Below are 25,881 nucleotides of genomic sequence, written 5' to 3' on the forward strand. Positions count from 1 at the left end.
TGCACGGTGCCGGGTTACAGCCCGTCGGCCGCGTGGAAGGTGCGCAGGGCCTCGACCACGATTTTGTGGTCCTCGAGCTGCGGCAGCCCGGACACCGTCACGGTGGCCACGGGTCCCACGCCCCGGACGTACAGCGGGAACGAGCCCCCATGGGCGGCATGCGTCGAGGTGTCGAACATCGGGTTGTCCTCGGCGTGGCCGCCGTTGCGTCGTGCACGCAGGCCGACGAGCAGCGACGGCACGAAGTAGCGCGCGGCCGTGCGGCCCTTCGCATCGAGCCAGTAGTCGTTGTCGGGGGTGGCGCCGTCGAGCGCGGCCCGGAAGAGGATGTGGTTCGGCTTGCAGATGCTGATCGCGATCGGCAGGTTGCGGCTGACACCGAGCTGGACGAGGAGCTGCCCGAGCGCCACGGCGTCGTCGTTGGTGAAGCGGGTGAACTGGAGCTCAGCGACCTCCGCCTCGACCGTCGAGATGAGCGACTCGAGCGCTGCGGCAGGCTGGTCGTCCCCGCCGTCCGGATCGAACGGGGCGAGGATCGCTGCGGACGCTTCATTGCTCATTCGCCTAGGGTACGTCGTCGACGTCCCTCGGTGGAATCCGCTTCGGTCGTACAGCGACATGGCCGTGACAGGTACCATTCCGCGTGTTGCATGGGACCGGAGATCTACTTCCTGGTCCGGCGGCTCCCGCCGTGCCAGTCCTCCTGCAGCCCGGCCTCGTCCTCCGCTACGCCGAAGCTGCGCAGCTGGGGGCGCTCCCGCAGGCTCCTCTTGAGCTCGGCAAAACCGGGGAACCGCGCCAGGCCCAGCACGTGGTCCCAGAGTTCGACGGCCTGGTCGGGATCGGGCAGGCGGCTGATCACGGGACCGAAGAAGGCCACGCCCTCCGGCGGCTCGAAGTGGATGATCGGCGTCCCGACGTCCTTGCCCGTCAGGGAGAGGGCCTCGTCCGTCTCTGCCTGGAGGGCGGCGTCGAGCGAGGAGTCCTCGAGGGCGTCGGCGAGCTGTTCGGGCAGTCCCGCCTCGGCGAGGACCGGCACCAGGAAGTCCGCCGTGCCGCGGTGGCCGCCGTCGGAATCGTCCTTCTGCGTGTCGAAGATCCGGGTGCCGAGCCGCTCATAGAGACGCCCGACGGCGTCGGGCCCGTGCTCCTCCCGGGTGCGTGCGGCGACGCGCAGCAGGCGCAGGCCCGCGGTATGCCCGGCTTCGTAGCCGGCGGGGAAGTGGGCGTCGTAGTCGATGGCGGCGTTGAGCAGGCGGAGCGAGATGAAGCGCCACTCCACCGAGTAGTCGCGCTGCTCCGACACCATGCGCACCCACTTGCTGGTCATCCAGGCGAAGGGGCAGACGGGGTCGAAGTAGAACCGGATATCGGGGGAGGTCATGACTTCACGCTAGGGATGCTGCACGACGGGGGTCAAGGACTCAGAGTCCGGGCACGCAGGGGCCGGTGCCGAGCAGTGCGAGGCCGGCGCGGTCTCCGTCGCCGAAGGAGGTCTGCCCGATGTTGTCCGCGTACATGAGCTGATGAGGGTCATCGACGTGATCGAGCCCGACGACGTGCCCGAGCTCGTGCATGATGGTCGCTCTCAGGTACGCGCGGCCGTCCGGGTACTGCAGGGTCTCGGCGGCATCCGGAGCATCGAGCTGCACCTGCCCGCCCACGTACACCAGAGGGTGTCCCGGTGTCTGGGCGTAGTCGCTGCCGCCGAGCCCGGCCACGTCGCCCTCGAGTCCCGGAATCTCGGTGGGGCTTGTCCATGTGATGAGCACCGGGACCCACCTCTTGCCGTACAGCTCCGGCTGGTACAGGTCGCGGTCCTCGGAGGGTGCCTCCGTCGTGGCGCCGTCGTCCACGAACTGCAGTCCGGTGGCCGCCGAGACCTCCGCGACGGCCTCCTGGACCAGGTTCTCCGACCCCGCCGGTGCGTTGTCCGGCCGGACGACGTAGTGCACGGGGCGGCAGGGGTCGTACGCCACCCACTCCTGGTCCTCGACCGGCGACTCCATCAGCTTGAACGCGTTCGACGCCGGTGCGGGCGGCGGAGCCCCGAGCGGGACGTCGCCGGCCTCGACGCCGCGGGGCGGCACCTCGGCGCCGGGCAGGTACGGCAGGGCGGCGGGCAGCACGTAGCGGTCGAACAGCGTCGGCGTCAGGTACAGGAAGACGAGAAGTGCGAGCGCGCCTACGGTCCCGAGCCGCAGCCTCGCCCTCGGCCGGCGGCGCTTCTTCGGTGCCGGACCGGGGCGCCAGGGCGGGGGAGCAGAGGCCTGACGGAGGGCGTCGTCGAGCGACCATTCCGGGATCCTGCCCGACGGCGACCGGCGCACGCCGTTCATCCGGGCGTCGCGGCCCTCATGGAACCACTCGCGATCCCTTGCGCCCATCGACCCGAGCCCTCCCCCTAAATGATCCTCGTTCATCCTGCTGCACGCGCCGGGACCGTTGGCTCGTTTCGGGGCGACCTTGGGCAAAGCTGCGCGAAGGCTGATGCGGGTGCGGTGCAGGTCGGCTGGGTCGGTTCGGGTGGCTCGGGTGGTTCGGCCCGGCGGTGGGTGGCTCAGTTCGGCGGCGGTTCGGCGGCCCGGAGTGCCGTCGACGAGGGCTTGGTGGACCGGGTGCGGCGTCGTGCACGCGTTTCACCGACAGATTGCTCCGATGACGGCGTGTTGGAGTGCGACACGCGCTTCAAAGCGAAACGCGTGCAGGAAGCCGCGCAGGCCCCGCCGTCGATCCCGGTTCTCGCCTGTGCGCGTGCCGCAGACCGGATTTTCCTGCCGCAACAGGCGCTTCCAAGCGAGCATTTGGGCGCAATGCCGCACATGGCATGCCTTCGTTCCCGGCTTTTGCAGACGTACGGCTCGAGGACCGGCGTGCTCCGCCGCGACACGCGTTTGGGGCGCCAAAACTAGAGAACGACGGCGACTCAGCCCGCAACGACGACGGCCCCGCCCACTGCGAAGGCAGCGGACGGGGCCGGAATCGGGCAGGACTTACAGCGCTCAGGAGCTCCGGCAACCGTCAGTGGGCGCCCACCGAGAGTCCTTCCCGTAAGACCCGCCCGGCGAGCGGGGACGCACCGGGCAGCCCGTCGGCGATGCGCTCCCTCAATCGTGCCGCGGCCTCAGGCGACCGCACAGACTGCTCCACCAGCACGGTCCACAACTGCTCGACGGTGTCGCACCTGGTGCTGGTGCCCGTGCGTCCCGCGAGGATCCAGGCGTCACCGCTCACCCGCACGACGGGCCCGCCGGGCAGTCCGGCGGTGATCGAGTTCACCAGTTGCGCCACGACCAGCAGGTCCCGCGTGGTCCGCACCGGTCCGAGCGCCGGATCGGCGACGACCGTGCGGCCGCATGCCCCACACATCAGCAGTCCAGTGTCCGGGTCATGGCATGACGTCGCCGGAGTTCGGGCCGAGGGTCTGGCCGACGAACAGATTGCCGCCCGGATCACTCGCAAGGAGCAGGGCTGTCGGAGCCACTTCGGCCGGCACGCCGAACCGCCGCAGGGGCAGCTCCGCGCGCTTCGCCACCTTCCAGTCCTCGGAGATCCCGTCGACGAGCGGTGTCTCGATCGGCCCCGGGGCTATGCAGTTGGCCAGCACGTTGTCGGCCGAGACCTCGAGGGCCAGGGCCTTGGTCATCCCGATCACCCCGGCCTTCGCCGCACTGTAGTGGCCGAGGCCCATGCCGCCCTTGATGCCGAGCTGGGAGGAGATGTTGATGATCCGCCCCCACCGCTGGCGCCGCATCGGGCCGACCACCTCGCGGCAGCAGAGGAACACCCCGGTGAGGTCCACCGAGATGGTCTCCGACCAGAGCTCCAGCGACATGTCCTCGATCGGGGACTCGGTGAGCAGCCCGGCGCTGTTGACCAGGATGTCGATGGTCCCGACCCGCTCGCGGGCAGCCGCGAAGGCGTTCCTCACGCTGTCCTCCCGCGCGACGTCGACCTCGATGACCCCGGGCCCGGTGGAACGGTCCAGCACCACCACCGTGTCCCCCTGCGCGGAGAACCCGTCGGCGATCGCCGCCCCGATCCCGCTTGCGCCTCCAGTCACGACGACGGTGCGGGGACCGCCGGCACCCCGGGGACCGCCCGTTCCAGCCGCCGTCATGCGCGCATCTTGATGGTCAGGCCGCCGTCCACGATGAGCGACTGCCCGGTGATGTACCGGGAAGCGTCCGAGGTCAGGAACCCGATCACGTCGGCCACCTCCTCCGGCCGGCCCACGCGCCCCCAAGGGATGTCCTTGCCGGCCCGCTCGAGGCCCTCGGGGCCCAGCGAGTTGACGGGGTCGAGGGACTGCGGTGTCTCGATCAGGCCGGGGATCACCGCGTTGGCGCGGATCTGCCGTGGTCCCAGTTCGGACGCGACGCTCCGGACCAGCCCGAGGACACCCGCCTTGGCCGAGGCGTAGTGCGCGTGTTCCTCCCACCCGTACACGCCGCCGGCGATGGAGGATACGGCGACGAGCGCACCCGGTCCGTCCATCCGCTGCGACGCGGACCGCAGCGTACGGAGCACGCCGGTCAGGTCGACGTCGAGCATGGCCGTCCAGAGATCGTCCGTCAGCTCGTTCAGCGGAGCGTTGCGGAGGATACCCGCGTTCGCGATGGCGTAGTCCAGGCGTCCGTACTCATCCAGGGCGCGCTGTGCGAACGCATCCACCGAAGGAGTGGAGCGGACGTCGACCTCGTGGATGACGGCCTCGCCGCCGGCGGCCCGCACACCGGAGAGGGTCTCCTCCGGGTCGTGCGGGTCGCCGGGGAAGGTGCCGATGACGGTCCGGACGTTCCGGCCGGCGTAGTGGACGGCGAGGGCGCGGCCGATACCGCTGGCGGCACCCGTAACGATGGCTACCTCAGACTGTGGCATGGGGCTCCTCGAGGGCGACGGCCGCGACGGGCCGGGCCGCGATCATCAGGACGCCGGAGAGCAGGGTGCCGACGGCGCCGACCCACAGGGCCGCCGCACCGGTGCCTGCCGCAGCGGCGACGATGGTGAACAGGGCGCCGCCGATGATCGTCCCCGGTTGGCTCATGGCGCCGATGAAGGCAAGACCCGTGGCCCGGCAGCTGACGGGGTAGCACTCGGCCATGAAGTACTGGATGGCGGCGTAGGGGCCCACCAGGAAGAACAGGCCGGTGCCGTAGGTGAGGATGATCAGGAACGGGCTGGAGACGAGGGGGCTCAGCATCACGGCGAAGGACAGGCCCGAGATGATCCAGCCCACGATGATGGTCCTCTTCCGGCCCACCTTGTCACCGATCCAGCCGTGGAAGACGTAGCCGAAGTAGGCGAGCATGTTGATGACGATCAGCAGCAGGAAGGCGTCGGTCAGCTCGACGCCCTTGGCGTTGGCGAGCACCGAGGTGCCGAGGACGCTGAAGATCGCGATGCCGAAGAAGTTCAGGATCCAGGCGAGCGAGAAGACGATCGTGTTGCGGCGGAACTCGCCTTCCCAGATGCGCTTGAGCGGCGACACCGAGGAGTGCTCGACGCCGTAGGCGGCGGCGAGTGCGTGGGCTTCGTCGCTCTTGCCGCCCTTCTCCAGTTCGGTGAGGCGCTGGTGCAACTCGAACTGCGGCGTCTCCTTCAGCTTCTTGCTGATGAGCAGGACGATGATGATCGCCGGGATCGTGGCCATGAGGTAGAGCGCGCGCCAGCCCAGGAGGGGCAGGAACGCCAGTCCGAGTGCACTCGCGAGGAGGAAGCCCAGCGGCCAGCCACCCTGGATGAAGGAGTAGTGGAAGCCGGGACGCTTGCGCTTCCGCTCGTCCTCGGTGACCTGGTAGACCTCGTTCATGTAGGTCGCATTCACGGCCTGCTCCGAGAAGCCCAATCCGCCGAAGGATCGGACGAGGACCAGGAGCGCATTGCTGGCAAAGCCGAGGGTCGCCGGGATGAGGGCGGTGATGCCGGAGATGACGGCGGTCCCGCCGACCGTCAGCATCATGCCCTTCTTGCGGCCGAGGCGGTCGATCACCGGTCCGATGCCGAAGCAGACGATGGCCGTTCCGACCGCGATCCAGGTGTTGACGGCGTACGCTTCCGGCGCCGTCCAGCCGAACTCGTCCTGCATGGCGGGCAGCAGGGTGCCGAACAGTCCGTAGTCGAAGACCGCGACGGTCCAGGCGCAGAGGGCGAGGACGGTCGCCGTGCTGGTCTTCTTCTTCGAGAACACGGGGAAATTGCGTTGCTCGTTACTCGTCGGTGTCGAAAGGTCGACACCCGCCTCTTTGGTGGACATCAGTTCGATTCCTTTCGGGGATTGCGTGCCAGGAACGAGTCGGCGATCTGGTCGAAGGTGTGCCAGGTGACGCCCTCGTGCGAGTTGAAGTGCTGGATGAGGCGCTCGAGCATGAGCAGGACCTGGGGCCGGCCGGAGACGTCCGGGTGGATCGTCATGGTGTAGACGGCGGAGTCCATCTCGGCGTAGACCCAGTCGAACTGGTCCCGCCACATCTGCTCGATGTCCCGGGGATTGACGAAGCCGTGGGAGTTCGGTGAGGCCTTGATGAACATCATGGGAGGGAGGTCGTCGAGGTACCAGTTGGCCGGGATCTCCACGAGGTCGGTCTCCTGCCCGCGGACGAGGGGCTTCATCCAGGCCTCGGCGGGCTGGGTGTAGTCGATCTTCGTCCAGCTGTCGCCGACCCTCACGTAGTAGGGCTCGAAGTCGTTGTGCATGAGCGAGTGGTCGTACTTGATGCCGCGCTCGAGCAGGATCTCGTTGGTGATGGGCGAGAACTCCCACCATGGGGCCACGTAGCCGGTGGGACGGCGGCCCGAGACCTTCTCGATGAGCTCGATCGACCTGTCGAGGATCGCCGTCTCCTGCTCGCGGGTCATGGCGATCGGGTTCTCGTGCGAATAGCCGTGGACGCCGATCTCGTGGCCGGCGTCGACGATCATCCGGGTGAGGTCCGGGAAGGTCTCGATCGAGTGGCCCGGGACGAACCAGGTGGAGGGGAGGGAGTACTTCTCGAAGAGGCGCAGGATCCGAGGACCGCCGACCTCCCCGCTGAAGAGCCCGCGGGAGATGTCGCAGGGGGAGTCCTCGCCGCCGTACGAGCCGAGCATGCCGGCAACGGCATCGACGTCGACGCCGAAGGCGATCTGGATATCTTTTGTCATGGGTACGGCCTTTCCTGGTGGGGATGGGGGACGGGTGGTCGGTCAGGGGTTTCCGCGCTCGCGGACGTGGCGGGCGACGTCGTCGGGCGGCAGTCCGAGCGCGAGCAGCGCATGCAGGAGGGTGCGTGCCTGGGACGGGCGGAGCAGCCCGGACGGGACGGCGCCGGCGTCCTCGAGCGTCCTGCCACCGCCGGCGCCGTAGACGCCGCGGACCGGTCCCGCATGCACGCGGGTGCTGGTGACGACGACGACGCCGTCGCGCACCGCTGCGCGCACGGCGTCGCAGAGTTCGGCATTGGCATTCCCGAGCCCGGTGGCCTCGAGGACGATCCCGCGGGCACCGGCGCCGAGGGCGGCGGCGAAGAGGGTGGCGTCTGCTCCCGGATAGGAGGGGACGATGTCGACCCGGACGGAGTTGCCGATCGGGGGGACGTCGAGGGACTCCGGCCGCGTCGGCGCCGGGCCGAGCGTAATGGTTCCGGTGCCCGCGACCGACCCTGCCGGCCCGAGGTCCGGGTTGCTGAAGGCGCGCAGGCGCGTCGTCTCCGTCTTCCGGGTACCGGGCAGCGGGAACACCTCGCCGTCGAACACGATCAGGGCGCCCCTGCCCCGCGCGTCGGGTGACGCCGCGAGGGCGATGGCGGCCCGCAGGTTCGCCGGTCCGTCCGGATCCTCGCTGTCGGCCGCCCGCTGGGCCCCCGTGAACACGACCGGGCGGGGGTCGTCGTGGAGGAGGTCGGCCAGGTAGCCCGTCTCCTCCATGGTGTCGGTGCCGTGTGTGACGACGACGCCGAGGGTTTCCGGGGATGCCAGAGCCTTTCGGATGGCAGTGCACACCGAGAGCATGTCGTCGAAGGTGAGGAGGTAGGAGCCCTTCTGCATGAGGTCCACGACGTCCACGGCGAAGGCGTTCTGCCCGGCCGCGGCGAGGACTGTGCTGCCCGCATCGGCGGCGACGGTCGCGCCCGCTGAGGATTCGGAGCGGGAGGCGATCGTGCCGCCGGTCGCCAGCAGCACGACCTGCCCGGTTGTGGTTCCCATGCTGTCCTCCCTTACCCAATCGTTTGGGTAGTCGCCACGGGATCCAAGGTCCGGGTCAGGACGAGGAGTTGTGTGGGGCTACCTACCAAGGAGCGAAAGCGGACCCAAACGTTTGGGTTTGCTGAGGAAAACCCTAGGATGTGAGGTGGGTCTCGTCAATGGACTGCTCAAGAGTTCACGAACGCGAAACACACCCGGAACTGGAAGGAAAGGGGGCAGCCGTGAAGGCACCAGGCAAGGGACGTGCAGCGGTGACTCTGAAGGACCTCGCTGCAGAGCTGGGGATCCACGTCTCCACCGTGTCGCGGGTGCTGCACTCCGAGACGGAGGTGGCGCGTGGGGCCGCCTCGACGGAGACGGCCCGGAAGGTGCGGGACCTCGCAAAGCTGCGGGGTTACTCGCCCGACCCGCACGCCACGAGCCTTCGTACCCGCAGGACGCGGGCCATCGGGGTGATCGTGCCGCGGCTCTCCGACCTCGTCCTCGCGACCATGTACGAGGGCGTCGAGGAGGCTGCCGCCGAGAGCAACCACTCGACCTTCGTGATGAACTCCCACGACAACCTGGACGAGCAGCGGCGCAAGGCCGAGATCATGCTGGCGCGCCGGGTCGACGGGCTGATCCTGGGGGACGTTCACGCCGGCAGCAGCCTGGTCGACGACCTCACCGCCCGCCACGTGCCGTTCGTCCTCATGAACCGCCGCTACCCGGGATTCCCCTCCTCCACCTGCGACGACACGGCGGGTGGGCGCCTGGTCGCGGACCACCTCTGGAGCACCGGGCACCGATCCGTCGCTATCCTCGCGGGCGAGCCCTATGCCAGCACGGGAGTGGACCGGACGGCAGGGTTCGTCGAGCGGTGGCACGAACTGGGCGGCGAGGTGCCGAGAGACCGCATCCTGTACTGCCGCTTCGACACGGAGGGTGGCCGGGAGGCGGGCGACAAGCTGCTGGCCCTCCGGGGGAACATGCCGACGGCGGTGTTCGCCGTCAATGACTTCGCGGCCATCGGTGCGATGGGGGCCTTCCGTGCCGCCGGACTCGTCGTCGGCCAGGACATCGCCGTCGTCGGGTTCAATGACACGTCCCTCGCCGCGCAGCTCCCCATTCCGCTGACCTCGGTGCGTTCACCCATGGTCGAGATCGGGCGGGCCGCCGTGGGCATGCTGCGGCGGGTGATGAACGGCGAGGAGGTCGACTCCGTGCGCCATGCCCCTGAGTTGTTCGTGCGCGAGAGCAGCGCGTCGGCCGGCGTCGGGGTTCTGGCGTCCAGCCACTCCGGTCAGTCGGCGAGCAGCTCCCTGATCCCTTCGTCGATGAATGCCTGATCGGCGGGGTTGAAGGGAGCCAGATGGCCCCAGATGGTCGGGATGGGCCTGGTGATGGCACCCGGTATGCGGGCGGCTTCGTACTCGCTGTCGATGGGCGGGAAGTACCGGTCCGTCTCGGCGTTCATGATGATCGTCCTCGCACGGATCGCTCCGAGCGCGGCGTCGAAGTCGCCACCGAAGGTGGGATGGTCGCCGAGGTCGTTGTGCATCCAGGTCCGGATCTGCGCGAGGAGGTCATTGGCGTCGCACTTCAGGAAGAACGGTTCCCAGAAGATCTCGATGAACTCCTCCGGGCTGGCGGCGCCGAACCCGCGGTACACCTCCTCGCGGTAGAACGGCTCGGAGAAACCCCAGCCGGCGTAGATCGACGCGAAGGTCCTCAGTCCCCGCACCGGGGGTTTGTCCCCGTAGAAGCCGTCATTCCAGTCGGAATCCCCGGTGATCGCACGGATGAGGGCGTGCAGGAACACCTGGTTGTAGTGCGCTGTGCGGGCCGACCCGGAGATGGGGGCTATCGCCTCGACCATCTCGGGGTGCAGCGCGGCCCAGGCGTAGGTCTGGGCGGCGCCCATGGACCAGCTGGACACCAGGCGGATCTTCTCGATCCCGAACTCCTCGGTCACCAGCCGGTACTGGGCGTTGATGTTGTCGTACACGGTGACCCGTGGAAACGTGCCCCGGCCGAACGGGGGAGGTGTGTTGCTCGGCGAGGAGGAGACGGCCGCCCCGAAGTGGTTCGGCACGATGATGAAGTACTCGCTCGGTTTCAGGGCGCGGTCCTCGCCGGTCATCCACGTCGCCGTATCGGTGGGTGTGGCGGTGAACCAGGTGGGACACACCACCACGTTGTCCTTCGCCTCGTTCAGCTTCCCGAGCGTGGTGTATCCGAGCTGGGCGGACGGCAGGACGGATCCCTTCTGGAGGCTGAAATCCCCCAGGTCGAAAAGCCTATGCTCCATTGCATTGCTCCCTTCGCCGAGGCTCCGTCAGTGGAGCCCAGCCCGATCGTACAGACGGCGGGCCACCCGGTACAGAGCGGGAGTGCCGCGAGGTCGGATGGCCCTCACTCCCGGACGGCACTCACTCCCAGACGGCCCTGCGGATCCTCGCCGCGTCCGCCCGCACGGCGAGCGCCTGCTCCATGGTCACGGCCTCGAAGTGCGTCACGGTCCCGGGCGCGCTGCGGGCGACGAGGTCCATGTCCGCGCTGATCACCGTGGCGACCATGGCATACCCGCCGCCGGAAACGGCGTCGCGGTGCAGCACGATCGGCTCCTTGCCACCGGGTATCTGGATCGACCCGATCGCATAGCCCGCGTCCACGATGTTGGACGGGTCCGACCCGGCTCCGAAGGGCTGGGTGCGCGGCTTCCACGCGATGTCCGGGCCGGAGTAGCGCAGGCCGGTGCGGTCGGCGACGGGAGTCAGTTTCCATGTGGCGCTGAGCAGGGTCTCCATGCCCTCGGCCGTGAGCCTGTGGTCGTACAGGCCCGGCAGGATGCGGACGGTGACCTCTTTCGCATAGACCGGCCTCAGGTCCTCGGGGATCGAGTCCCTGCCGGATCCCGACGACGGGCCGACGGCGCCGACGGGAACCGTGTCACCGGGCTTCAGGGTGCGGCCCTGCAGACCCCCGAGCGCGCCGAGGGCGTAGGTGCTGCGGCTCCCGAGGACCAGGGGGACGTCGATACCGCCCTGGACGGCGATGTAGTAGCGCGTGCCGCCCGAGAGCATCCCGAAGGACACCTCGTCGCCCGCAGCGAGCGAGAGCCGGGTCCACTGCTCCGCCGTCGTGCCGTTGACCTTCACCTGGACGGGCGCTCCCGTGACGGCGAGGACGGCGTCGGTGTCGGTGGTGAACTTCGGGCCGAGGTAGGCGCATTCGAGTACGGCGTCCGTCGGGGCGTTGCCCACCAGGGCGTTCGCCATCGAGGCGGACAGCTGGTCCATGGCACCGCCCTGCGGGATGCCGACGTTGTAGTAGCCGAGCCGGCCCTGGTCCTGGACCGAGGTGGCGAGGCCGGGTTCGACGATGTTAAAGGCCATTGAGCTTCTCCAAAAGGTCCCGGTTGTGGGCGGTGGGATCGGTCAGGGCCTTCTGCAGGTCGAAGGTGACCGGAGCCTGACGGTAGGTGAAGGTGCCGGCGTCGACCTCGGCCTGGATGGCGCGGTATTCGTCCTCGTCGACGGGCCGGAACTTCACGATGTCCCCGGGCCGGAAGAAGATCATGAAGTCCGAGAAGTCGCTCAGTTTCTGCGCCGGGTCGAAGATGGGCGCCGCGGCGATCCCGAACATCTGATAGCCGCCCGCGCCCCGCACCGAGTAGATGCAGGCGAAGCAGCCGCCGTGGCCGACGGTCAGCGGCGGCGTGTCCGTGCGCGGGCTCAGGTACTTCGGGACCTCGAGCTGCTCCTCCTGCGGGACGATCTGGAACATGAAGGGCAGCCCGGCGACGAAGCCGACCATGGACACCAGCCAGGGGGACTCGTGGTGCTTGCGGATGAACTCCTGCGGGGAGGACAGGCCGTTCTCCTCCGCCGCGAAGTCCAGGTCCGTCCCCTCCGGCCGCTGGTGGCCCTTGCGGAAGCGGGCGCCGGTCTCGCGCGTGTAGGGGTCGTCGTACCAGACCGGGATCTCGATGATGCGGGTCTCCAGCGTCTGCTCGCTGAGCTGGGCCACTTCCTCCTCGACCTCGCGGACGAGCGCCTCCAGTCGGTCCGGCGGCACCGTGTCGGGGTCGAAGCGCAGCAGGAGGGAGGCGTTCGCCGGGCAGATGTCCACCACGCCGTCGATGACCCGCGCGGTCAGCCGTGTCGCCATGGCGTTCGCCTTGAAGTTGGCGGCCAGGCTCATGCTCTCGGCGATCTCGACGAAGAGGAACTCATCGCCGCCCCACGTGTAGCGGGCGGCCTCCAGTTGCTGCGATACCTGGCTCATGGCTGGGCTCCGAGGAGGTCGGGGGTGGACTCGAGGAACTTCGAGTGGTGGGTGACGTCCCGTACCTCGGGCCGCTGGAGGACGGTCGACAGGAGCGGGAGGGTCGTCTTGACGCCCTCGATCCGCACCTCCCCGAGTGCGCGTATTGATCGCTGGATGGCCTCGGCCCGGGTCTCGTCCCACACCACCAGCTTGGCGAGCAGCGAGTCGTAGTAGGGTGCGACGGCGGATCCGGCGACGACGCCGGAATCGATCCTTACGCCGGGGCCTCCCGGCCACTCCAGGCGCTGCAGCGTGCCGGGGCTCGGCATGAAGTTCTGCGATGGATCCTCGGCGTTGATCCGGAATTCGAAGGCGTGGCCCCGGAAGGTGATGTCCTCCTGGCGGAGCCGCAGTCTGCCGGTGGCCGCCACGAGCAGTTGCTCCCGGATGAGGTCGAGGCCGGTAACCATCTCCGTGACCGGATGCTCCACCTGGAGCCGGGTGTTCATCTCGATGAAGGCCGCCCGCTCCTGGTCCGCGTCGTAGAGGAACTCGATGGTCCCGAGACCGGAGTAGCCGCACTGGAGTCCGAGCTCGATCGACGAGGCGAGGATGGTCTCGCGGACGTCGTCGGGCAGCGAGGGTGCGGGGGCTTCCTCGATGATCTTCTGCTGGCGGCGCTGCAGTGAGCAGTCCCGGTCGCCCAGATGGATGACGCGCTCGCCGTCACCGAGGATCTGCACCTCGACGTGGCGTGCGCGCTGGACGAAATGCTCGAGGTAGACGGCGGGGTCGCCGAATGCCGCCTTCGCCTCCGCGCGGGCGACGTCGACGGTTCCGACGAGGTCCTCCTCCCGGGTCACCAGGCGGATGCCCCGCCCGCCGCCGCCGGAGGACGCCTTGACGACCAGCGGATACCCGACAGCATGCGCGATGGGCAGGGGGTCGACGTCGGGGTCCAGGGCGCCGTGGCTCCCCGGGAGCGTGGGCACCCCGGCATCCTCTGCGGCCTGCCGTGCGCGGGACTTGTTGCCCATCAGTTCGATGGCATCGGCGGAGGGGCCCACCCAGGTGATCCCGGCAGCGGCGACGGCCCGGGCGAACTCCGCGTTCTCGGACAGGAAACCGTAGCCGGGGTGGACGGCGTCGGCCCCGGATGCCTCCACGGCGGCAAGCACCGCGGTGGTGTCGAGGTAGCTCTTAGCGGCCGACGCCGGGCCGATCACCTGGACGTCGTCGGCGAGGGACGCCGCGTAGGAGTCGCGGTCCGGTTCGCTCGCCGCAAGGACCGTCTGCAGTCCCAGCTCCCGGGCCGCGCGGATGACCCGCACGGCGATCTCCCCGCGGTTGGCGATCAGCACCCGTTCCATCGCTAACCCTCCGACACCGTGGCGATGACGTCCCCGGGATTCACGGTTCCGGAGTCCTCGACCGCGAAGCTCTCCAGCGTGCCGGCGACATCACTGCGGATCTCGGAGAACTGCTTCATGATCTCCACGACGCCGATGGTCTGGCCCGCCTCGATGGAGTCCCCTTCGTTCGCGAAGGGTTCCTTGTCCGGTCCGGGCTTGCGGTAGAAGATGCCTGGCAGTGGGGAGACGATGTCGGCCACGGGGAGTCCTTTCGGGAGGTTGGGTCAGTAGCTGTCGAGGGCGGAGCGGACTGCTGCCGCCACGGCGGGTGAGTTGGGCGCATCCGAGTGGACGCAGATGCTGTCGAACGGGATGGTGAGCAGGGTGCCGTCCGAGGCCTCGACCTGCCCGTCGGAGAGCGCGCGCGTCACGCGGCGAGCGGCCGCTTCCGGATCCGTCGGTTCCGGGCGGCGCTGGATCAGTAGTTCGCCGGCGGGTCCGTAGTTGAGGTCCACGTACAGTTCGGCGACGAACGGTATGCCAAGTTCCTCGCAGACGGACTGGTGGGCCGTGCCGGCGATGCCGTAGATCGGGACGTCGACGAGCCGGGCCACGCGAGCCGCACTCCGCATCAGCTCCGGGTCCCGGGCCAGCATGCCGTACAGGGAGCCGTGGGGCTTGATGTGGTTGAGGGGCGCTCCCTCCCGCCGCAGGAAGGCGCTGAGGGCTCCGACCTGGTAGAGGATGATGTGCTCCACCTCGGCGGGGGAGAGCTTCATCTCGCGGCGGCCGAAGCCCACGAGATCCGGCAGTCCGGGGTGCGCGCCGATCCGGACGCCTTTCCCGTGGGCCGCGGCGACGGTGTCGGCCATGGCGTCCGGGTCACCCGAGTGGAAGCCGCAGGCCACATTGATGGCGTCCACGGTGTCCAGCAGTGCGAGGTCGTTGCCGAAGGAGTGGAGGCCGAGGGATTCGCCCATGTCCGAGTTGATCATCGGCGTCGCACGCCGCGCTCCGGGGTCCGTCATGGACCAACCATAGTGATCAGCCTGCTGACGATCTAGGGGTTGCGCCCCTCCTTCTGCAACGCGGGAGGACAGCTGCGTCTGCTGTCCGGCCCGGCAGGTGTGCAGGATCAGCGAGCGGTGGAGTACACCCCGCCAACGACGACGGCCCCGCCCACTGCCGGAGCAGTTGACGGGGCCGGGGCCGGACTCGGACCTAGGAGGTCTCGATGTCCTTCGTGCCGTAGTCGAACCGGATGGTCACCGAGGTGTCGGAGAGCAGGTGCAGTTCGTGGTTGTCGCCGTCGCGCACCCCGAACCGGCCGTAGTTCTCGTCCCAGGAGCCATTGACCAGGATCTTGAACTGGTAGTTGCCGGCGGGCAGCTTGAGGGTCTGCTTCCAGGTGTTCTCCGTCGGCTCCCACACGAACTGCAGTTCGCGGAGGTCCGTGCTCCAGTGGCCTGCCTCGCCGAACAGTGGGTCGAAGTTCCCCGAGAGGCCGACCGACTGCGGCTGGTCCTGCCACGCCTCGTCGGCGGGTGTGTCCGTCGGCGCGTGTTCGGGGGCGGTGTCCGAGACCTCGAGGGTGGGCGTGACATCGGGCGGCGTCGGGTCCTCGGCTCCCGACGAGGAGGCCGAACCGGACGGCGCCAGGTCCGCCATCGTCTCCGAGACCTCGGATGTCTCGGCCGTCTCGGGTGCGCGCTCGGCCTGATCGGCCTGCGCCTCTTCACCGAGGGACTCGGGCGCCTGCGGTGCGTGTGCCGGAGCCTCCGCCTGCTCGGGAACCGGAGCGCCGCTGATCATCGCGTTCACGAACTGCTCCGGATCGGTGAAGGCGTGAACGGCGCGGACGCCCTCCTCCGTGGCGGTCCAGCCGCTGCGGCCCTTGACGAGCCAGCCGGCCTTCACGAGCTTTGCCGTCGTCGTCGTCAGGGCCTTGTAGCCGCGGGGGACACCGCCGCCGAGGAGTTCGGCTTCCTTGTCGTCGAAGGGAACCTGCGCCACGGCCTGGGACAGCAGTTCGCTGGGTGCGACGGCGGTTCCGGACTTCTGGTTGTCGGCCAGGAGGGCGAGGGTGGCGCGGAGTCGTTCGTTGGTGCGGTTCCGGGGGGCGATGGCGGTCTCCTTCGTGGGCTTTCTGCGGCGTTCTGCCGTCCATCATCACCGAATCTGCGCGCGCACGGTAGTTATTTCCGGGAACGGATTGCTGTCCGGGCAGGCCTTCGGTGCTGGCGCGATGGACGGCAGCACCCTGATTTTATCGGAGGCTGGGAGTTTCCGGTGTGTATGACGAGAAGCCGCGGCGACATTGCGTGCCCCGACCCGCCCGACCGGATCCTGTCAGGCCAGTGGCGGGATGATCCGAGTAGCGGCCAGTTCGCCGAAGAGCTCGATAAATCGATCCTCCGTGTCGAGGCAATCGGCAAATCCGTGCTGCCGGGCCTTGATGGTCGAGGTCACGTTGTCGAAGCCCGAGCGGAAGAGGAAGTCGCCGAAGGACCAGCCCACGAGGTCCTCGTAGGGAGTGGGGACGAGGCCGTACTTCGTCACCATCTGCTGCCAGAGGTCCTGGTGCTGCGGCATCGCTTCTGAGAGCGGGACGGGCTGCGGCTCGGCGTAGTCCATCCCGAAGTGGCGGGCGAAGACTGGCCACAGGTGTCGCCACCGGATCTGGTCGCCGTTGGTGATGTTGTAGACCTCGCCGGCGGCTCGCGGTTCCGAACCTGCCCAGACGGTCGCGCGAGCCAGCAGGGATGCGTCGGTCACCTGGTAGAGGGCGTCGTAGGCGGCGTGGGTGCCGGGGAAGCGCAGGGGCTGGCCGAGTTCCCGGCAGATGCTCGCATAGACGGCGATGACCATGAGGATGTTCATCGGGTTGCCGACGGCGTACCCCACCACACCCTCCGGGCGCAGCATCGTCGCGTCGAAGCCGCGCCTCGCTGCGGCAGCGCGGAGGATGTCCTCCTGCTCGTAGTAGAAGTTGGGCTGGATCAGCCGCGGATCGCGCTCCTTGGCCGGGGTATTGAAGTAGCCCAGGTGGGCGCCGTACGCCTTCCCGCCCTGGTACAGGGTGACGTGCCGCAGCGGTGTGCCGGCTGCTTCGAGGCCTTCCAGGGTGTTGACCAGCAGGGCACTGTTGACCTCGATCTGCTCCCTAGTGGTGGGCCGCTCGATGTAGGCGCCGAACACCAGGTGGGTCGTGTCCCGGGCGCTTTCCAGTCCGGTCCGCGCTGCTTCCGGGTCGAGCAGGTCCACGGACAGGTGCTCCCACCGGGCACCGGCAACCGGTCGACGGCTCAGTCCGCGGACCAGTGCACCGCGGCTGGCATACTCGTCCGCGGCATGCCGACCGATGACCCCGCCCACTCCGGCGACCAGGACGACCTTCGACTCGTCGGCTGCGGTCTCGGCATCGGTCATGGCGGGCTCCTTCGACGTCGGGGGATCACTATCGGCGGCACCTGCGGGACTCCGGCTTCGGCCGATCCCAACGATATCCAGATGGCGCGCTCGTCAGGCAGGGTGCGTACTGGATGCTCCCTGCCCGGCTGATGGTGTAGCAGGAGGCCGACGGTGACATCCCGAGATCCAGGTCGACTTCTGCTCGCGGCTCGATCGTGACTCGATGCTAGGCTCCGCCGGATGGCATCTCCTGCGCGCACCTCCCGGCCCCGGACCATCGCGAGGCTCGTCCTCGGAGTCTTCCTCCTGGTCGCCGGGATTGCTCACCTGACTGTGGCGCGGTCCGAGTTCGCCGCTCAGGTCCCGTCCTGGCTGCCGATCGATGCCGACGTCGTGGTGGTGGTGTCCGGCGTCGTTGAACTGGTGCTCGGAGCGGGCCTGGTGTTCCTCGGCCGGCACCGCGTGCTGGTCGGCTGGGTCGTCGCGGCGTTCTTCGTCGCGATCTTCCCGGGCAACATCGCCCAGTATGTCGACGGCGTGAGCGCGTTCGGACTGGACACCGACGGCGCCCGGCTCGCTCGCCTGTTCTTTCAGCCCGTGTTGGTGCTTTGGGCGCTGTGGTCCACGGCCGCGTGGCGGGACCGGCGGATGCTACGGCGCTGACGGCTCCGCTTCCGGCCCGGACAGCTGACGCGGATTAGCGGGCGACGGCTATCGGGTACAGGTTTGTCGGCTCGAGCATCACTGACTCGATCTTCGCCGCCAGGGCGCCTTCCACCTCGGACGCCGACTTCGCGTCGATCCACCGCTGGTCGGCCTGGAAAGTTGCCCAGTTCGCTTTCGGGTCGCCGTCGTGCTCGAGGAGGTAGACGAGGACGTCGTCGGTTCCTACGGGGGTCCAGTAGCCGAGGCTCTTCATGTTGTGCTCCGTGAAGAGGCCGATCGTGTTGGTTCGAAAGCGCTCGACGAGGGCGTCCATCTTACCCGGGTTGGCGGTGTAGGTACGGAGTTCATAGGTCATGCGGTGCTCCTCAGATGGACGACGACGTGGCGGACGTGGCAGCGGCCGTGTCCCAGCTCAGCATAAACATAGGCTTACTCTCGGGAGGGGTGCGCGCCGCCGGCCCGCAGGCGCGAGGAAGGCTCATAGGGGCCTGCAAGTCCAGCCTGAGGACTTAACCGCCCTATGTCTTGGGCACCTGGCGGTTAGAAGCTTACTGGTGCGCTCTGGGGGTGAGATCGGTGCCCGATGACCTGTTCGAAGCCGTAGCCGATTGCGAACATGGTGGGCTCATCGTAAGGACGTGCGAGTATCTCCATTCCGACGGGCAGACCGGAGTCGGTCAGGCCAGCCGGTACCGTCATGGACGGCATCCAGGTCTGCGAACCTATGACCGTGTTCGTGGGGAAGTTCAAGGTGTTCCACAGCCCGGAATCGGTGTCCTCGTGGGTTGGCGGGGTGACCTGGCAAGTCGGATAGACCAACGTATCGAGGTTGTTGGCCTCCATGAGATTGACGACCGTTTTCATGAACGCTTCACGCGCGGTATAGGCGGTGTAGTAATTCAGGTCGTTCAGCGGATCATCGGGTCCGGCTGCCAACGCCTCGAGGAGGTCGAGTTTCTTGTGGTACCGGCCGGAGTCGATGATCTCGGCGACGGTGCGGGCTGGCGGGTTGGGTTTGGATGAGAGCCAGTTGTTGATGTCCTGCTTGGACTTGATCGTGTACATGGACGTTCGACCGATCCACCCGGACAGGTCATCGATCGTGACATCGACGAGAGTGGCACCACCTGCCCTCAACTCATCGAGGGCGCTGGCCATCACCTGATTGACGGGGGCAGAGTTGGGGTCAGCGTCAGCACCGAATGCGCTGCGCAGTACTCCAACACGTCGTCCCTGCAGGGCGTTAGGGACCAGGTTGTCCACGTAGGACGCCGGAGCGCGTGCCACGGAGTAGGCGTAGGTGAGTGGGTCGCTCTCGTCGAAGCCGGCCATTACGGTGAATACGCGGGCGGCGTCTTCTACGGATCTGGCCATCGGCCCGATGGTGTCCTGGGCGCTGACCAAAGGGTTGCATCCGGTTCGACTGATCAAACCGGGGGTGGAGCGAACCCCTACCAGGTTGCAGAATGAGGCCGGTAGTCGCACTGATCCTCCGCAGTCTGTGCCTAGCCCCACGGTTGCATACCCTGCCGCGATGGCGGCGCCTGTTCCGCTGCTTGATCCTCCTGGATCGCGGTCGAGGTCGTAGGGGTTCTTCGTCACCCCGGTACGGGAGGAGTAGCTGAACCATGATGTGGCCCAGTCAGGGAGTGTTGTTTTCGCCAGGATGATGGCACCCGCGGCCCGCAGTCTAGCGACCACTGTTGCATCTTCCTCCGCCCGGAAGTCAGCGAAGATCTCCGATCCGAACGAGGTCGGCATATCAGCCGTTTCCAAGCAGTCCTTGATGACCATGGGGATGCCGTGCAGAGGCCCCACCGGTTGCCCTGTCTGCTGGTAAGCATAATCCAGCGCATCAGCTTGTTCCCTGGCGGCCTGATTGATGGTGACAATTGCGTTCAGTTCAGGGCCGGCATGGTCGAAGGCCTCGATCCGGTCGAGGTAAGCGTCGACCAACTGCCGGGCAGTGACCCGACCGGTGAACAGTGCGGCTTGGATTCCTGCGATGTCAGCATTTTCGAGCGACGTACCGTTGAGATCCATGCTGGGTTCTCCCATGAGAGGTCAGATAGTTTTGTGCCCTGACGCTAGGACCAGCCAGAACCAAGGTCAACCCCTCAGCGCGGTTATCCGATTTTCAGCAGAACAGGCGTCCCGCTGGAACCGGTTGTGGGGTTCAAGACGCTGCTCCTAGTGGTGACATGGGGTCACCGGTACGAACATCTGGAAAGCTACTGCTCGCAGATTGGCCGCTGCGAGACCATTCCAGCGGCACGTGCAGCGATCTTGTGTTCAGGACACAGGGCGACGCCGATGGCCGGGACGACGTGGAGGTTAGCGGCCCGGGCTGGAAATCTGGTCGGCAAAGCGCAGCAGTTCCGCGCCCAGCTGGCGGGCTCGGTCGGCAACGCCGGGCGAATCGGCAGGTAACAACGGCGGTTCTGGCCGCTGGGCGGGACCCGGTTCTGCGGCTTCTCGCTGAATGTCGATGTCGAAGACCACGTGATCCGGGTGGTGCCACGTTGAGAAGACCTCCACGGGCCGCCCGTCCTGATCGTAGCTGGTGCCTTCCAGCAGCAGGACCGGCGAGCCTGCGTCCAGATGCAGCAGCCCCAGCAGGTCCCGGTCGCCGGGCACGGCGCGAATCTGCCGCTTCCCGGAGGTGATCTGCACACCGAACTTCTCCGCGAGCACCGCGTGCAGCGACGCGTCCCGCAGTGACTCGGCCGTCAGGTCGACGAATGCTGGCGCGGGCAGCCACGTATGGATGACGGCAATCGGCACACCGTCGGCCGTCCTCACCCGCTCGAGGGCGAGGACCTGTGGCGTCCCGAGGACCGCCGTCGACGCATCAGCGTCCTGCACCACCAGCGAGAGCACGTTCGTGCCCACCGTCGCCCCGGTACTCCCGATCTGCGCCGAGAGCCCTGAGGTCCGATGCACGAGGCGGTGGTGCTCACGCCGCGGAGCGACGGTGCTGCCGCGACCACGGCCGCGCTCGATCAGCCCCTCGTCAGCGAGCGCACCGAGGGCCTGACGCACCACGGACCGGGAGACGCCGTACCGCACCTGCAGTTGGGCCTCGCTGGGCAGCGACGTCCCCGGCGGCAGCGAGTGGTTCATGATCTGCGCCCGCAGGTGACCACGCAACTGCAAATGCAGCGGCTCGCTACTCCCGGCGTCGAGCGTGCGCTCGGGAGCGTCAGGGGTTTCTGTTCCAGCCATGAGGTCTGCTCCGGTTCTGGATCGTCGTCGAGGAGCTACTCGCCCGGGCTGTCCATGGGCGACGAGCCGTCGTCGTCGTGCTCCTCGAGGACCTTGCCGTCGTGGACCCGCTTGAGCTCGATGCCCTCGAGGTAGCTGGGGACGGGAGGGTCGAGGTCTTCGTCGCTTGTCATGATTCCGATCCTAAATGTCCGGGGCCGGCTACTTCTTCTGCGCAGTCCGCCAGACGTGGTCCCAGCCCGGCGCCAGGGCGGCGGCCCGACGGATCGACAGCACCAGGCTCGCCTCGCGGGCGATGCCCTGTCCGGCGATGTCGAACGCCGTCCCGTGGTCCACCGAGACGCGGACGACGGGCAGGCCGACGGTGATGTTCACGCCGTCGTCGCCGTAGACCGCCTTGAAGGGTGCGTGGCCCTGGTCGTGATAGCAGGCGATGACCATGTTCCACTTGCCCTTGACCGCGGCGGGGATGAGCGCGTCCGCCGGGATGGGCCCGTGCACGTTGATGCCGTTCTCGCGGGCGGCGGCGACGGCGGGGGCGAGGATGTCGGCGTCCTCGTCACCGAATAGCCGGTTCTCGCCGGCGTGCGGGTTCAGTCCGGCGAGGCCGATCGGCTCGTCCGGGTTGCCGAGCGCCTTGGTGAAAGCGCTGACGAGTTCGATGACGTTGGTGGTGCGCTGCGGCGTGACGTCCTCGATGGCCTGCCGCAGGGAGACGTGGGTGGTGAGGTGGAAGAAGTAGAGGTCGCCCGCGGAGAGGACGAGGCTGAAGTTCTCCACGCCGAATTCGTGCGCGAGCAGCTCGGTGTGGCCGGGCCACTTGTGTCCGCCGGCGTGCATCGCGGCCTTATTGAGCGGCGCGGTGACGATGCCCTGCACCTTGCCCTCGCGGGCAAGGCGGCAGGCCTCGACGACGAAGCGGTAGGAGCCATCACCTGCGGCGGGGCTGAGCTCGCCGAGCTTCACGTCGGCCAGTGACGGACCGGTCTGCAGGAGTTCGATGATGCCGGGCTCGTTGGTGGCGTCCTCGATCGAGGACAGGACGCGGACCGTGTCCGGGTTGCCGCCGACGTTCTTCACGCCCTGGCGCATGGCGGCCTCGTCGCCGATGACGACGGGCCTGCATTCCTGCCGGACGTCGTCGTGCCCGAGGAGTGACTTCGCGGTGATCTCCGGTCCGATGCCGGCGACGTCGCCGAGGGTGACGGCGAGGGTGGGGATGCTCATGAGGATGCCTCCGTGGAGTGGGCGAGGGTGGGTGTGAGGGTTCGGGTGAGTTCGGTGACGGTGTCGAGCAGGGCGGAGACCGGCCCGAAGCCGCCGGCCTTCGTGACGACGATCTTCCCAGCCACGGTGCCGCCTTCGACGACGCCGACCGGAATGCCCTCCTGGATGGCGCCAGTGATGCGCAGCGCCTGGGCGCGGGTTGCGTCGAGGACGGCGCGGGCCCCGTCGCCGCCGACGAGCACGAGGGCGCCGACGGATGCGCGGGCCAGGGTCTGCTGCACCACCGACGCGAGGCTGCGCGCAATGGCAGCGCCGCTGAGGGTTTCGGAGCCGCCGACCGCCTCGGGCGAGATGATGACCATCACCCGCGGGAGCGACTCCGGGAGCTCGAGCTCTCCGGCGGCCCACTGCGCGAGCCGGTTCGGCTGGTCGAGCAGCGACCCGTCGGGCTGCAGGATGCGAAGGTCGGCCGGGTCCAGCTGGGAGCGCAGGTGGTCGGTCTGGGCGCGGGCGACGTCGTGCAGCGAGCTGACGACGACGACGATCCGCGGCCCCTGCGCTGCAGGGGTCGGTTCCGGTGAAGCGCGCACGGCTCCCGACTCGGCCCAGGCTGTTGCCAGCGCAGCGGCGAGGCCGGCCGACCCGGCGGGGATTGCCGTCGGACCGGCGACGACGAGTGCTGCCGCAAGGGCGCGGAGGTCGTCGTCGGAGGTCGCATTGACGACCACGACGCCGTCGCCCGCCGCGCCCCGGAGGGCCTGCGCATCCCGCTCGGCGGAGCCGCTGAGGCTGATCGTCGTCGTGCCGGGCAGGAGCTGCGAGAACTCGCTCGTCGGAACCGGCGTGACCGGATCCCGGCCCGCGGGGGAGCTCTCGGCCGGTCCGCCGTGGACGCGCAGCAGACCGTCCTCGACGGTGCGCCCCATGGCCGGGTAGGCCGGGCACACGACGGCGAAGCAGCCGGGGTGCTGTTCCTGCCACGCGTCGAGAGCCCCGACGACCTGCGCCCCGACGCTGCCGCGCATGGTGGAGTCAATCTTCAGGTACAGGTGATTCGCCCCGGCGCTGACCAGGTTCCTGATGGCGCTCGCCGTAGCCTGCCGGGCGGTGCCGGTGCCCATCGCGCGGGCGTCGGTGTTCACGGCCAGGGCGCTGCCCGGTGCCACCGAGTTCGGGAGCAGTTCCCCCAGCAGCAGCCGGGAGGACCAGCCGGTGCGGGAGAACTGGACCACGGAGTCGGTGGCGCCGGTGACGTCGTCGGCCGCGATGCCGACGATGGGTGCGGAGGACTCCACGTTAGCCGTTCTCCTCGACACCGCTACGTCGCGTCCCGGGCCTGCTCGGTCGCCGGCGGAGAGGCGGGGCGAAGGTCCCGACGATGGAGCCGAGGATCAGGGGGATGAGCATGAGTCCGCCGGGGATGCGGTTCATGCCGTCGAACAGTGGGATGCGGGACTTCGGAAGCGATTCGGCTGCCATGGCGAATCTTCTCTCTGTACGGGAGGACTGTGTGCGGAAGGAAGAGTGCGTACAAGTAGTACGGACACGATGTATTTACTCTAGGCCGAGTGGGGCACATCACACAAGAAAGAGCCATCCTTTCGCCCGGCCTGGCAGAACTACTCCGTAGTCTTCACTGCCGTGGCACACGTCCACCTGACCCGACGGGAACCGATGTTGACCATCACGCTGAACGGCCACCGCGAGGGCCGCGCCGCCCGCGCCGAGCAGTGACCCCCTTGACGACCGCCGCCTCGGCACTGGTGGTCATCCCCGCCTTCGGCTCGCCGGAGCTGACCGATGCGGTGGTGCGTGACCTGTGCCGCGACGGAAGCGACCTCGACCCGGCCCTGCGCATCGTCGTTGTCGACAACGCAGGTGACTACGTGCTCCCCGAGGGGAACATCTCGGTCTACCGTCCGGGGCGCAACCTGCGGTGGATCGGCGCCGCGAACTGGGCCCTGCAGACGGCGTCGCGCGATGGCCATGCGGTCTGCGTGGTGCTGAACAACGACATCCGGCTCTCGCCCGGGTTCCTCGACGGATTGCTCGCGCCCTTCTTGACGGCTGACGACATCGCGCTCGCGGCGGCCTGCTACGACGATTTCTGGCTCCACCAGCGGGCCCGTGCGATCCCGGGTACCGCCGCGGAGTACGTCCCGCGCGACGTGCTGCGCGACGTCGACTTCTGCGACGGCACCGCCATAGCGTTCGCGGTGCCCCCCGTCATCGAGCTGGGAGGTCTGGACGAGGTCACCTTCCCCCGACACGGCTACGGTGCGGACATCGACCTGGCGATCCGCGTGCGGGCGGCCGGCCTGCGGTGCGTGGTCACGGAGGGCGCCTACGTCTCGCACCTACGGCGGCAGACGATGAACAGGACCGGTCAGAGCTCCGAGGGCAACCGGGCGGAGATCCTCCACGGCCTGGACGCGAAGTGGGGCGACGGGTGGCGGGCCGACGTCGGGCTCGGCCCGGACTCGTTCCCCGCCCACAACACCGGGAGCGGCGCGTCGTGGTACCTGACGGCTCCGGCATGGTGAGCCGTTTCGGACGGTCTCCGGGGCGGATCGTCTACGCGGGTTTCGCCACGCGCCACCACAGCGGCGGCGTGCACGTGATGAGCCAGCACGTCCGGCTGCTGCGTGAGCGCGGACTGGAGGCCTGGTTGTGGCTGCCCGATCCGGACGACCGCACCGACTGGATCGCCGACGACGTGCCGATGCTGTTCGGCGCCACCACCGCGATCGGCGCAGACGACCTCCTGGTGCTGCCGGAGACACCGACCGTCCAGGGCCGCGATCCGGCACCCGGAGCCCGCAAGGTCATCTTCAACCAAAACCACTTCTACACCTTCGCCGCCGGCGCCCCGGGCGAGGATTTCCCCGGGTGGTCGCCGGCGCCCGCCATCTGGGTGGTGTCAGAGGAGAGCCGCGACGTGCTGTCCGCTGCGCTGCCCGGCCTACCGGTGAGCGTGGTGCCCAACCCGGTCGACGGCGAGCTGTTCGCCCCCGGCACCACCGCGCCGCTGCGGGTGAGCTGGTTCCCGAAGAAGCGGCCGCGCGAGGCCTCACTGCTGAAGCGGCTGCTGGCCGACGAGCCACGGCTCTCCGGGGTGGAGCTGGTGGAACTGGTCCAGGCCCCGCGGGCGGAGGTGGCCGCCACCCTGGCGGGCTCTGCGGTCTTCGTCGCCCTCGGGCACACCGAGAGCTACGGTCTGCCGGTCGCCGAGGCGCTGGCCTCGGGCTGCCTCGTGGTCGGGTACGACGGCGGCGGCGGGCACGAGCTGTTCGAGGCACACGGTGCCTGGCGGGTCCCGGACCAGCGACCGCTGCTGATCCGCGACCGGGTGGCGTCCCTGATCCAGGACCTCGACGCCCTGGCGCCGGTCCGTGCGGAGAACCGCCGCTGGGTGCTCGACCGCTACCCGTTCGCCCGGACCGGAGCGGCGCTGCAGGAGGCGCTCGCGGCCGCGTGGGCCCGGCCCGGCGCCGACGCCGTGGCCGTGCATCCGGTCGCCTGGCTCGACACCCTCGGCCCGCACTTCACGGCGTATGCGTGAGGA

28 protein-coding genes are annotated in these 25,881 nt (G+C 68.5%); 4 read left to right on the forward strand and 24 right to left on the reverse strand.

The genetic code is table 11. The features are described from left to right. Positions 1–14: 14 nt before the first annotated feature. The 9 genes from ACX80I_RS09680 to ACX80I_RS09720 all read right to left on the reverse strand — a co-directional run bounded on the left by ACX80I_RS09680 (position 15) and on the right by ACX80I_RS09720 (position 8,184). Positions 15–560 (reverse strand): heme-degrading domain-containing protein, encoded by a 546-nt coding sequence (locus ACX80I_RS09680; RefSeq protein ID WP_459344903.1) that lies wholly within the window; start codon positions 558–560, stop codon positions 15–17. Between the two features lie 104 nt (positions 561–664). Next, complete coding sequence (locus tag ACX80I_RS09685) at positions 665–1,384, reverse strand: mycothiol-dependent nitroreductase Rv2466c family protein (RefSeq protein WP_459344904.1); 720 nt, start codon at positions 1,382–1,384, stop codon at positions 665–667. Between the two features lie 40 nt (positions 1,385–1,424). Beyond that, positions 1,425–2,387, reverse strand: coding sequence for a matrixin family metalloprotease (locus tag ACX80I_RS09690; protein WP_459344905.1), 963 nt, complete (start codon positions 2,385–2,387; stop codon positions 1,425–1,427). A 634-nt stretch (positions 2,388–3,021) separates the two neighbouring features. After that, positions 3,022–3,369: a hypothetical protein gene (locus ACX80I_RS09695; RefSeq protein WP_459344906.1), complete on the reverse strand. Its 348-nt coding sequence runs from the start codon at positions 3,367–3,369 to the stop codon at positions 3,022–3,024. Positions 3,370–3,388: 19 nt separating this feature from the next. Continuing rightward, a complete protein-coding gene (locus ACX80I_RS09700) occupies positions 3,389–4,120 on the reverse strand; it encodes an SDR family NAD(P)-dependent oxidoreductase (protein ID WP_459344907.1) in 732 nt (243 codons plus the stop codon). Next, the gene (locus ACX80I_RS09705; RefSeq protein ID WP_459344908.1) at positions 4,117–4,881 is read right to left on the reverse strand and encodes an SDR family NAD(P)-dependent oxidoreductase; all 765 of its coding nucleotides are present in this window, start codon (positions 4,879–4,881) and stop codon (positions 4,117–4,119) included. Before ACX80I_RS09705 ends, ACX80I_RS09700 begins: the two co-directional genes overlap by 4 nt. Then, entirely contained in the window at positions 4,868–6,256 is a 1,389-nt protein-coding gene (locus ACX80I_RS09710) for an MFS transporter (protein WP_459344909.1), read from the reverse strand. Before ACX80I_RS09710 ends, ACX80I_RS09705 begins: the two co-directional genes overlap by 14 nt. After that, entirely contained in the window at positions 6,256–7,143 is an 888-nt protein-coding gene (locus ACX80I_RS09715) for a polysaccharide deacetylase family protein (RefSeq protein ID WP_459344910.1), read from the reverse strand. The genes ACX80I_RS09710 and ACX80I_RS09715 overlap by 1 nt, the downstream gene beginning before the upstream one ends. 42 nt (positions 7,144–7,185) lie before the next feature. Next, positions 7,186–8,184 carry an asparaginase gene (locus ACX80I_RS09720; protein ID WP_459344911.1) on the reverse strand — a complete coding sequence of 333 codons (999 nt, stop codon included), beginning with the start codon at positions 8,182–8,184 and terminating at the stop codon, positions 7,186–7,188. Positions 8,185–8,405: 221 nt separating this feature from the next. Between ACX80I_RS09720 and ACX80I_RS09725 the strand changes: the two genes are divergently transcribed. Continuing rightward, positions 8,406–9,512: a LacI family DNA-binding transcriptional regulator gene (locus ACX80I_RS09725; protein WP_459344912.1), complete on the forward strand. Its 1,107-nt coding sequence runs from the start codon at positions 8,406–8,408 to the stop codon at positions 9,510–9,512. Here the strand turns inward: ACX80I_RS09725 and ACX80I_RS09730 are convergent. The 8 genes from ACX80I_RS09730 to ACX80I_RS09765 all read right to left on the reverse strand — a co-directional run bounded on the left by ACX80I_RS09730 (position 9,467) and on the right by ACX80I_RS09765 (position 17,216). After that, positions 9,467–10,474 (reverse strand): alpha/beta fold hydrolase, encoded by a 1,008-nt coding sequence (locus ACX80I_RS09730; protein WP_459344913.1) that lies wholly within the window; start codon positions 10,472–10,474, stop codon positions 9,467–9,469. The genes ACX80I_RS09725 and ACX80I_RS09730 overlap by 46 nt on opposite strands. Before the next feature lie 121 nt (positions 10,475–10,595). Continuing rightward, complete coding sequence (locus tag ACX80I_RS09735) at positions 10,596–11,561, reverse strand: 5-oxoprolinase subunit C family protein (protein WP_459344914.1); 966 nt, start codon at positions 11,559–11,561, stop codon at positions 10,596–10,598. After that, on the reverse strand, positions 11,551–12,453 hold the full coding sequence (locus tag ACX80I_RS09740) for a 5-oxoprolinase subunit B family protein (protein WP_459344915.1): 903 nt from the start codon (positions 12,451–12,453) through the stop codon (positions 11,551–11,553). Before ACX80I_RS09740 ends, ACX80I_RS09735 begins: the two co-directional genes overlap by 11 nt. Beyond that, positions 12,450–13,805, reverse strand: coding sequence for an acetyl-CoA carboxylase biotin carboxylase subunit (locus ACX80I_RS09745; RefSeq protein ID WP_459344916.1), 1,356 nt, complete (start codon positions 13,803–13,805; stop codon positions 12,450–12,452). Before ACX80I_RS09745 ends, ACX80I_RS09740 begins: the two co-directional genes overlap by 4 nt. 2 nt (positions 13,806–13,807) lie before the next feature. After that, the gene (locus ACX80I_RS09750; RefSeq protein WP_301229198.1) at positions 13,808–14,047 is read right to left on the reverse strand and encodes an acetyl-CoA carboxylase; all 240 of its coding nucleotides are present in this window, start codon (positions 14,045–14,047) and stop codon (positions 13,808–13,810) included. Between the two features lie 24 nt (positions 14,048–14,071). Continuing rightward, positions 14,072–14,815: a 5-oxoprolinase subunit PxpA gene (gene pxpA, locus ACX80I_RS09755; RefSeq protein ID WP_459344917.1), complete on the reverse strand. Its 744-nt coding sequence runs from the start codon at positions 14,813–14,815 to the stop codon at positions 14,072–14,074. A 193-nt stretch (positions 14,816–15,008) separates the two neighbouring features. After that, positions 15,009–15,800 (reverse strand): pullulanase X25 domain-containing protein, encoded by a 792-nt coding sequence (locus ACX80I_RS09760; RefSeq protein ID WP_459344918.1) that lies wholly within the window; start codon positions 15,798–15,800, stop codon positions 15,009–15,011. A 336-nt stretch (positions 15,801–16,136) separates the two neighbouring features. Then, positions 16,137–17,216 carry an SDR family oxidoreductase gene (locus ACX80I_RS09765; RefSeq protein ID WP_459344919.1) on the reverse strand — a complete coding sequence of 360 codons (1,080 nt, stop codon included), beginning with the start codon at positions 17,214–17,216 and terminating at the stop codon, positions 16,137–16,139. A gap of 222 nt (positions 17,217–17,438) precedes the next feature. Between ACX80I_RS09765 and ACX80I_RS09770 the strand changes: the two genes are divergently transcribed. Continuing rightward, on the forward strand, positions 17,439–17,861 hold the full coding sequence (locus tag ACX80I_RS09770) for a DoxX family protein (RefSeq protein ID WP_459344920.1): 423 nt from the start codon (positions 17,439–17,441) through the stop codon (positions 17,859–17,861). Between the two features lie 34 nt (positions 17,862–17,895). Here the strand turns inward: ACX80I_RS09770 and ACX80I_RS09775 are convergent, their stop codons facing one another. The 7 genes from ACX80I_RS09775 to ACX80I_RS09805 form a co-directional block, all read right to left on the reverse strand. Continuing rightward, positions 17,896–18,219 carry an NIPSNAP family protein gene (locus ACX80I_RS09775; protein ID WP_459344921.1) on the reverse strand — a complete coding sequence of 108 codons (324 nt, stop codon included), beginning with the start codon at positions 18,217–18,219 and terminating at the stop codon, positions 17,896–17,898. Positions 18,220–18,404: 185 nt separating this feature from the next. Next, positions 18,405–19,907, reverse strand: a complete 1,503-nt coding sequence (locus tag ACX80I_RS09780) for an amidase (RefSeq protein ID WP_459344922.1) — start codon at positions 19,905–19,907, stop codon at positions 18,405–18,407. Positions 19,908–20,198: 291 nt separating this feature from the next. Continuing rightward, a complete protein-coding gene (locus ACX80I_RS09785) occupies positions 20,199–21,089 on the reverse strand; it encodes a GntR family transcriptional regulator (protein WP_459344923.1) in 891 nt (296 codons plus the stop codon). A gap of 35 nt (positions 21,090–21,124) precedes the next feature. Then, entirely contained in the window at positions 21,125–21,262 is a 138-nt protein-coding gene (locus ACX80I_RS09790; RefSeq protein WP_459344924.1) for a hypothetical protein, read from the reverse strand. A 28-nt stretch (positions 21,263–21,290) separates the two neighbouring features. Then, the gene (pdxA, locus tag ACX80I_RS09795; protein ID WP_459344925.1) at positions 21,291–22,316 is read right to left on the reverse strand and encodes a 4-hydroxythreonine-4-phosphate dehydrogenase PdxA; all 1,026 of its coding nucleotides are present in this window, start codon (positions 22,314–22,316) and stop codon (positions 21,291–21,293) included. After that, positions 22,313–23,611 (reverse strand): four-carbon acid sugar kinase family protein, encoded by a 1,299-nt coding sequence (locus ACX80I_RS09800; protein WP_459344926.1) that lies wholly within the window; start codon positions 23,609–23,611, stop codon positions 22,313–22,315. The genes pdxA and ACX80I_RS09800 overlap by 4 nt, the downstream gene beginning before the upstream one ends. Position 23,612: 1 nt before the next feature. Further along, positions 23,613–23,795 carry a 2-keto-3-deoxygluconate permease gene (locus tag ACX80I_RS09805; RefSeq protein ID WP_459344927.1) on the reverse strand — a complete coding sequence of 61 codons (183 nt, stop codon included), beginning with the start codon at positions 23,793–23,795 and terminating at the stop codon, positions 23,613–23,615. Positions 23,796–24,055: 260 nt separating this feature from the next. Between ACX80I_RS09805 and ACX80I_RS09810 the strand changes: the two genes are divergently transcribed. Together ACX80I_RS09810 and ACX80I_RS09815 are read left to right on the forward strand one after the other, a co-directional pair. Further along, positions 24,056–24,859: a glycosyltransferase gene (locus tag ACX80I_RS09810; RefSeq protein ID WP_459344928.1), complete on the forward strand. Its 804-nt coding sequence runs from the start codon at positions 24,056–24,058 to the stop codon at positions 24,857–24,859. Continuing rightward, complete coding sequence (locus ACX80I_RS09815; RefSeq protein WP_459344929.1) at positions 24,853–25,878, forward strand: glycosyltransferase; 1,026 nt, start codon at positions 24,853–24,855, stop codon at positions 25,876–25,878. The genes ACX80I_RS09810 and ACX80I_RS09815 overlap by 7 nt, the downstream gene beginning before the upstream one ends. Positions 25,879–25,881 lie beyond the last annotated feature (3 nt).

It is taken from the genome of Arthrobacter rhamnosi (genome assembly GCF_054510855.1).